The sequence below is a fragment of the Paracoccus sp. SCN 68-21 genome (assembly GCF_001724535.1).
In the GTDB taxonomy this organism is placed as follows: Bacteria; Pseudomonadota; Alphaproteobacteria; order Rhodobacterales; family Rhodobacteraceae; genus Paracoccus; species Paracoccus hibiscisoli.
In genome coordinates this window covers 1-7,964 of the sequence record NZ_MEES01000047.1, presented here as the reverse complement: position 1 = coordinate 7,964, position 7,964 = coordinate 1, and the positions used below count along the sequence as shown (strand labels likewise).

Annotated in this window: 7 protein-coding genes and 2 tRNA genes; 1 reads left to right on the top strand and 8 read right to left on the bottom strand. The window is 65.0% G+C overall.

Going from position 1 to position 7,964, the window contains the following annotated elements; translation table 11 throughout:
- Nucleotides 1-593: 593 nt before the first annotated feature.
- The 4 genes from ABS73_RS12265 to ABS73_RS12250 form a co-directional block, all read right to left on the bottom strand.
- The gene (locus ABS73_RS12265) at nt 594-2,858 is read right to left on the bottom strand and encodes an adenosylcobalamin-dependent ribonucleoside-diphosphate reductase (protein ID WP_277023666.1); all 2,265 of its coding nucleotides are present in this window, start codon (nt 2,856-2,858) and stop codon (nt 594-596) included.
- 76 nt (nt 2,859-2,934) lie between these two features.
- Complete coding sequence (gene olsA / locus ABS73_RS12260; RefSeq protein ID WP_277023668.1) at nt 2,935-3,771, bottom strand: lyso-ornithine lipid O-acyltransferase; 837 nt, start codon at nt 3,769-3,771, stop codon at nt 2,935-2,937.
- Complete coding sequence (olsB, locus tag ABS73_RS12255) at nt 3,768-4,553, bottom strand: L-ornithine N(alpha)-acyltransferase (protein WP_502686052.1); 786 nt, start codon at nt 4,551-4,553, stop codon at nt 3,768-3,770. Before olsB ends, olsA begins: the two co-directional genes overlap by 4 nt.
- A gap of 136 nt (nt 4,554-4,689) precedes the next feature.
- Nucleotides 4,690-4,869: a DUF3553 domain-containing protein gene (locus ABS73_RS12250; protein WP_136858264.1), complete on the bottom strand. Its 180-nt coding sequence runs from the start codon at nt 4,867-4,869 to the stop codon at nt 4,690-4,692.
- Between the two features lie 42 nt (nt 4,870-4,911).
- Between ABS73_RS12250 and ABS73_RS12245 the strand changes: the two genes are divergently transcribed.
- Complete coding sequence (locus ABS73_RS12245; RefSeq protein ID WP_277023671.1) at nt 4,912-5,535, top strand: histidine phosphotransferase family protein; 624 nt, start codon at nt 4,912-4,914, stop codon at nt 5,533-5,535.
- On the opposite strand, the gene ABS73_RS12240 is transcribed toward ABS73_RS12245, so the two are convergent.
- From ABS73_RS12240 to ABS73_RS12225, 4 genes are all read right to left on the bottom strand, one after another.
- Entirely contained in the window at nt 5,532-6,797 is a 1,266-nt protein-coding gene (locus ABS73_RS12240) for a glutamate-5-semialdehyde dehydrogenase (protein ID WP_277023672.1), read from the bottom strand. The genes ABS73_RS12245 and ABS73_RS12240 overlap by 4 nt on opposite strands.
- Before the next feature lie 76 nt (nt 6,798-6,873).
- A tRNA-Asp gene (locus ABS73_RS12235) sits at nt 6,874-6,950 on the bottom strand.
- Nucleotides 6,951-6,978: 28 nt separating this feature from the next.
- Nucleotides 6,979-7,055: transfer RNA gene (locus ABS73_RS12230), tRNA-Asp, on the bottom strand.
- A gap of 204 nt (nt 7,056-7,259) precedes the next feature.
- Nucleotides 7,260-7,832 carry a PRC-barrel domain-containing protein gene (locus tag ABS73_RS12225; RefSeq protein WP_286693473.1) on the bottom strand — a complete coding sequence of 191 codons (573 nt, stop codon included), beginning with the start codon at nt 7,830-7,832 and terminating at the stop codon, nt 7,260-7,262.
- Nucleotides 7,833-7,964 lie beyond the last annotated feature (132 nt).

The window sequence follows — 7,964 nt, the reverse complement described above, 5'->3', positions numbered from 1 at the left end:
AACCGCGCACGCAGCGCATTCGGTAAAGGTGCTGACATGATTCATCCTTTCTGGGAGGATGAATCACAAGCAGACCCCTTTGGGAATCCCATGATTCCGATTTTTGCAGAAACGCTTTAAATTGTCCTCTATCTGATCAAGGACGTCGAGCGGAACCAGCGCAGACCAAAGAGCCCGACTTCCGGGCGTCCACGGGTCGCCGTAACTTTTAATATCAGCAGCAATGACATTTGGTCCCCACCATGGATCCTCATCCGCGATGTAACGAAGAAGGTCCGGCCACCAGGTCTCGTCGATCATTTTCATCTGCCAAACGTTACACGTCTAATGCCCGGGTATTTCACTTAACTTGCCTCCGCTCTCGAGTATATAAGGCCAACTCTCATCTCGAGAAAGGCCGCATCAGGGTCGGCATAAGCCGCGCAAACAAGAAAAAGGCGACCGTCGCCAGTCGCCTTTCAGATATTTACCTTACCCGGAACGTCTGCCTCAAATCACCCGATGGAAAACTTATGCCCTGCAAAAGGACAGGTTATGGGCGGCAAAAGGAAAACTTTTGCCTGTCAGGACAACAAACCAGTCCCGGTCCGCCATCAGCCGCATTTGGAGTGACCGCAGCTGGGGCAGGTCATGCAGCCCTCGACCATCCGCATCCCGTACTGACCGCAGCTGGAGCAGGCGGGGCCGCGCGGGGCCTCGCCCACGGCCATCACCTCGGCCTGGGGATCGGCCTTGAGGCCAAGGCCCTCGCCTGCCAGGAAACCCGTCTCGACCAGGTGGCGCTCGATCACGCCGCCGATGGCCGCTAGGATCGAGGGGACATAGCGGCCCTGCATCCACGCCCCGCCGCGCGGATCGAAGACGGCCTTCAGCTCCTCGACCACGAAGGACACGTCGCCCCCGCGGCGGAACACGGCCGAGACCATGCGCGTCAGCGCGACCGTCCAAGCGTAATGCTCCATGTTCTTGGAGTTGATGAAGATCTCGAACGGGCGGCGGTGGTTGCCGTGGATGATGTCGTTGATCGTGATGTAGATCGCGTGTTCCGACCCCGGCCATTTCAGCTTGTAGGTCGCGCCCTCAAGCGCCGCGGGACGGTCCAGCGGTTCGGTCAGATAGACGACATCGGCGCCCTTGTCGGCCTCGGGGGCCTTTTCGGTCTTTTCGCTGACCGACAGGACCGATCCGGTCACGTCGTTCGGACGATAGGTCGTGCAGCCCTTGCAGCCCAGATCCCAGGCCGCCATGTAGACGTCCTTGAAATCGTCGAAACCGATATCCTCGGGGCAGTTGATCGTCTTGGAGATCGAGCTGTCGACCCATTCCTGCGCCGCTGCCTGCATCGCCACGTGGTCCTTGGGGGCCAGGGTCTGGGCGTTCACGAAGTAGTCGGGCAGCGCGGCATCGCCCTTGAGGTCGCGCCACATCTGAACGGCGTAATCGACGACCTCCTCCTCGGTGCGCGACCCGTCCTTCTGCAGGACCTTGCGGGTATAGGCATAGGCAAAGACCGGCTCGATCCCCGAGGAGACGTTGCCCGCATAGAGGCTGATCGTGCCGGTGGGCGCGATCGAGGTCAGCAGCGCGTTGCGGATGCCGTGCTTGGCGATCGCGTCGCGGACATCCTTGTCCATCTTGGACATGAAGCCCGAGGCCAGGTATTTCTTGGCGTCGAAGAGCGGGAAGGCGCCCTTCTCCTTGGCCAGATCGACCGAGGCCAGATAGGCCGACCGCGCGATGGCCTTCATCCAGACGCGGGTCTGGGCGACCGCATCATCGGCGCCATAGCGCAGGCCCAGCATTAGCAGCGCGTCGGCAAGGCCCGTCACGCCCAGACCGATACGGCGCTTGTTGCGGGCCTCCTCGGCCTGCGCGTCCAGCGGGAATTTCGACGCGTCGACCACGTTGTCCATCATCCGGACGGCGGTGCGGACCAGATCGTCCAGCGCCTCGGGGTCCAGCTGGGCCGCGTCGGTGAACGGGTTCGTCACCAGCCGCGCCAGGTTGATCGAGCCCAGCAGGCAGGCGCCATAGGGCGGCAGGGGCTGCTCGCCACAGGGGTTGGTGGCTGCGATCGTCTCGACATAGTTCAGGTTGTTGGCCTTGTTGATCCGGTCGATGAAGATCACGCCCGGCTCGGCGAAATCATAGGTCGCCTTCATGATCTTGTTCCACAGGTCCAGCGCCTGAACGGTGCTGTAGACGCGGCCCTCGAACTTCAGATCCCACGGGCCGTCGGCGCGCACGGCATCCATGAAGTCGTCGGTGATCAGCACCGACAGGTTGAACATGCGCAGGCGCGCGCTGTCCTGTTTAGCGACGATGAACTGCTCCACATCCGGGTGGTCGCAGCGCATGGTGGCCATCATCGCGCCCCGACGCGAGCCTGCCGACATGATCGTGCGGCACATCGCGTCCCAGACATCCATGAAGGACAGCGGGCCTGATGCATCTGCCGCCACGCCCTTGACCACCGCGCCGCGGGGTCGGATCGTGCTGAAGTCATAGCCGATGCCGCCGCCCTGCTGCATGGTCAGCGCAGCTTCCTTCAGCATGTCGAAGATGCCGCCCATGCTGTCGGGGATGGTGCCCATGACAAAGCAGTTGAACAGCGTCACCGAACGACCGGTGCCGGCCCCCGCCAGGATGCGGCCTGCGGGCAGGTATTTGAAATCCTCCAGCGCGGAATAGAACTTTTCCTCCCACTTGGCGGGCTCTGCCTCGACGCGCGCCAGATCGCGTGCGACGCGGCGCCAGCTGTCCTCGACCGAGGCGTCGACCACCTGCCCTTCGGCGTCCTTCATCCGGTATTTCATGTCCCAGATCTGTTCGGCGATGGGGGCGGCAAAGCGGGTCATGAGGGCGCATCCTTTGGTGTTTCAGAGAGCTGAGCGCGCTAGATATTGTGGTGCGCTGAGTCTGACAAGTCGGAAATTACTCCTGCGACAGGTTATCCCAAACAAGGCCACCGCGCACACTTTCTTCCGCCTTAGAAGCCAATGACTTGCGTGTTTCGGCAAGAATTGGCAACGGCGGATGAACGCGAATGACCACATCACCCTGGCGCTTTGCCGCAAGAACGGTCAGCAGATGCGGCCCCAGATCCATGTCCGCCCACCAGCCATAGAATCGCGGATCCCGCCCCGGCGGCGCGGTATAGACCGCGCTGACCGGCTGGATCGCCAGGCCTTCGGGCAGGTCGTCGGCCAGAAACCCCTGGAACAGCGTCGGCTTGAAGGGCAGCACCCGGCGGCCGTCGGTCGACGTCCCCTCGGGAAAGAACAGCAGCCGGTGGCCCGCGCGGATGCGGGCGGCGAATTCGGCAGCCTGCGCGCGCGCCAAGCGCGGATCGCGGGCGACGAAATGCGTGTCGGTCACACGGGTCAGGATGTTGATGCCGGGCCAGGACGCGACCTCGGCCTTGCTGACGAAGAACACCGGCAGGGCCGCGTTCAGCGTCAGGATGTCCAACCAGCTGGAATGGTTGGCCACCACCGCGCCGGGGCCGCGCATCGGCCTGCCCTCGCGCCGCCAGCGCAACCCGATGCAGGCCAGCACCAGGCGGCAGACGGACTGCACATACGGGCCGGTCCAGGGGCGTCGGGGGCCGTGGAACAGCCGCTCGACCGCGCGCAGCGGCAGGATCAGCGCCACGCCCAGCAGCAGGACCAGCACCGCGGGCACCCCGCGGCGGATCACCCGCAGCCAGTCGCGCAGGCCCTGCGGTCCAGGCAGCGGCAACGGCTCGGCCTCGCGCCAGGTCGGGTTCATGTCGGCTGCCAGCGGCTTTCGTAGAACTGCTTGTGCTTGGCCGACATGGCGGCCGTGTCCATCATCAGGAACACGTCGGTGGTGTTGAAGGCGCGGTCGACAAAGGCCCCCTCGCCCACCACGCCGCCAAGACGCAGATAGGCCTTGATCAGCGCGGGCATGCCCATCATCGCCTCGCGCCGGTCCAGACGGTCGGGCGCGATCAGGTCCATCCGCTGAAAGCTGCAGTCGCGTGCACGCGGGCGCAGACCCTCGGGGGCCAGATGATGATGGTGCAGCCAGGACAGCGACGGCGCCAGCATCGCAGCATCCGTGCCGTGAAAGCTGGCGACCCCGAACAGGATCTCGATCCCGTGGTCCAGAACGTAATCGGCCAGCGCGTTCCACATCAGGAACATCGCGGCGCCCCCCCGGTGGTCGGCATCGACGCAGGACCGGCCCAGCTCCAGCAGGGGGCGGCCGCTGTCGCGCAGCGGCGTCAGGTCGTATTCGCCGTCGCAATAGAACCGCCCGAAGCGGGCCGCCACATCGCTGCGCAGCAGGCGATAGACGCCCACGACATGATCCAGCGCATCCGCATCGCGGCGCGTGTCGATCAGGCACAGGTGGTCGACGACCGGGTCGAATTCGTCCCGTTCCAGCCGGGCATCGTGATCGACCAGCGGGCCGGTGCCGCCCAGCTCCTCCACGAACACACGGTATCGCAGGCGCTGTGCCGCCATCAGGTCGCGCGGGCTGCGCGCCAGGCGGATCTGGAAAAAGGCGGGGTCGGCACGGTTCACGGGTTCTCTCGTCCCAAGGGTGGGGCCTGTCTAGGCCAGGCCGGGGCCGCATTGCAACACGCGACACCCCGCCCTTCAAGTTCCCCTTGCATCACGCAACCAAGGGTTGCATCCTGACCCCTGCAATATCAGGAGTTTACATGTCGCCCATGCGCAGGATCTGCAACGCCACCCGGCGTCCGTCGATGACCTGCTTTCCGGCATCGGCGAAATTCACGGTGATGCGGTCACCGATGCGCGACTGGACCTGCCCCTCGCCCCATTCGGGCGCGCCGGGGTGACGCACGATCATGCCGGGTTCCAGAATCTCGTTCACCGTGAAGGCTCCCTGCTTCTACAGTCTGGAAGGTAATCACACATGACGGTCGATACAACGCGGATCGCGCCCGGCGATCTGGCCGCCCTGCTGGGATCGCGGCTGTGCCACGATCTGGTCTCTCCGCTTGGTGCCATCGGCAACGGGGTCGAGCTGCTGGAGATGTCGCCCGACTTTCCCGGCCTGTCCGAATCGCCCGAACTGCGCCTGATCGCCGAAGCCGTTGGCGCCGCCCGCGCCCGCATCCAGGCCTATCGCATGGCCTTTGGCATGGCGCAGGGCGACCAGCGCATCGGCCGGGCCGAACTGCAGCGTCTGCTGGACGGGATGTCGGCGCAGGGCCGGATGCAGATCACCCTGGACGCCACAGGCGATTTCGCCCGCCCGGAGATCCGCATGCTGATCTTGGCCGTGATGTGCATCGAGAGCGCGATGCCCTGGGGCGGCAAGCTGATCGTGCTGCGCGACGCACCGCTGTGGCGGCTGGTCGCGGAATGCGACCGGGCCAAGGTCGATGCGGGCCTGTGGGCCTGGCTGGACGGCGACCAGTCGCGGGCGCTGGCCCCGTCCGAGGTGCATTTCGCCCTGCTGGCCGAGGCCTCGCGCACAGGGGACCGCCCCCTGCGCCACGAATTCGACGACACCGGGGGCGAGGTCGCGTTCTAGGCGCGCACCACCCCGTCGCCCGTCACCAGATACTTGAAGCTGGTCAGCTGTTCGGCCCCGACCGGCCCGCGGGCATGCATCTTGCCCGTGGCGATGCCAATTTCCGCGCCCATGCCGAATTCGCCGCCATCCGCGAACTGGGTCGAGACGTTGCGCATCAGGATCGCGCTGTCCAGGCCCGCAAAGAACCGCTCGGCCACGGCGTCATCCTCGGTCAGGATCGATTCGGTGTGCTGGCTGCCATGGCGTCGGATATGGGCGATCGCCTCGTCCACGCCATCGACCAGCTTGGCGGCGATGATCATGTCCAGGAACTCGCGCCCGAAATCATCTGGCTGGGCGGGGACGGTGCCCGGGATCTGCGCCAGATCGCCTTCCGCGCGGACCTCGACCCCGGCGTCCAGCAGGTCGCGGATCAGCACGTCGCCATGGCGGGCAAAGAACACCCGGTCGATCAGCAGGCATTCGGCCGATCCGCAGATGCCCGTCCGTCGCGTCTTGGCGTTCAGCACGACACGGCGCGCCTTGTTCAGATCGGCGGCGCCATCGGCATAGACGTGGCAGATCCCCTCCAGATGGGCAAAGACCGGCACGCGGGCCTGCTCTTGCACCAGCCCGACCAGACCCTTGCCGCCGCGCGGGATGATCACGTCGATCAGCCCCTGCGCGCCCAGCATGGCGCTGACCGCGGCGCGGTCGCGTGTGGGCACCATCTGGATCGCGGTTTCGGGCAGGCCTGCCGCGCGCAAACCCGCCACCATGCAGGCATGGATCGCCGCGCTGGAATGCAGGCTTTCCGACCCGCCGCGCAGAATCACCGCATTGCCCGATTTCAGCGCCAGCGCGCCCGCATCGGCGGTGACGTTGGGGCGGCTTTCATAGATCACCCCGATCACGCCGATGGGCGTGCGCACGCGACGGATATGCAGACCGGTGGGCCGGTCCCATTCCGCGATCACCTGGCCCACGGGGTCGTCCTGGCCTGCCACATCGCGCAGGCTTTGCGCGATGGCGGTCAGGCGCGCAGGGTCCAGCCGCAGCCGGTCCAGCATGGCCTCCGACAGGCCCTTGTCGCGGGCATGGTCCAGGTCGCGCGCATTGGCGGTCAGGATCGCGGGGGTCTGGTCGATGACAGCGTCGGCTGCGGCCATCAGGGCGCGCGTCTTGACCTCGGGTGGGGTCTGGGCCAGCACCACGGCTGCCTGTCGGGCAGCGGTGCCAAGGGCTTCGATCAGTTGCCGGGCCTGGACCATATCCGTCATCACATTCTCCGATACGCGAAATCGCGCCCGTCTTAGCGGGTCGCGTCGATCAGGGGAATGGAGAAAGAAAGGGAAATGGCGCGGTTGACGGGGCTCGAACCCGCGACCCCCGGCGTGACAGGCCGGTACTCTAACCAACTGAGCTACAACCGCGCATTTCCTTCGGGCGAATGATGAGTTGTGGCGCGGTTGACGGGGCTCGAACCCGCGACCCCCGGCGTGACAGGCCGGTACTCTAACCAACTGAGCTACAACCGCCCAACTCATCCCCCGGACGATCGCCCGCCGGGGTGAGGCGGGGTTTACGCAGACCACCAAGCGCCGTCAAGGCCATCAGGAATATTTTTGACGACAAACCGTCATTATTCTGAAATCCAATGATTTATTGGACGAATGAACAACATGCGAAAGGGGCGCCACATGGGCGCCCCTCTGCTTCAACCTCGTGAGGGGTTGCCGAAATCAGTCGCGGACGGTGTCCATGTCGAACTCGGGCAGCGCTTCCAGTTCTTCCTGGCTGTAGTTGGTCGCCAGGACGGTGTCGTCGCCGAACTGCGCCATGTTCAGCACGTCACGGTCCAGCAGGACCGAATGCGTGCCCATGCCCAGGAAGCCACCGATGTCGGCGATGTAGCCGATCACGTCACCCTCGGGCGACATCACGATGTCGGACACGTTGGCGATCTCGTTCCACTCGGCCGGGACGGCATCACCGGTCGCATCGGTCCACTGCGTGGTCGACGGCTGGTTGGTGGTATAGATCGCGCGGCCCTGCAGCCAGGATGCGGTCAGGCCGGGGTTCTCGGGCGACAGCGCCACTTCCATGTCGCTCATGTCGGTGGTCGTCGTGGCCGCCATGCCGTCGGCAGGCACGGTCTCGGTGGTGGCCATGCCGTCAGCGGGCATCGTCTCGGTCGTGGCGGCACCTTCGGCGGGCATCGTCTCGGCGGGCATCGCATCGGTTGCGGGCGGGGTCGCGGTGTCCTGCGCGTAAACCGGGGCAGCAAAAGCCAGGGCAGCAGCAGTCGTGATCATGAGGGTTTTCATTCTAAGTCTCCGCATCAATTCTTTGTTTCGACAGCGTCTTTCGCCATCATCACACCACCAACGCAGGTTATTGCAGAGACGTTCCCTAAACATTTGTATAGTTTGCCGCCCCCCGCCCGA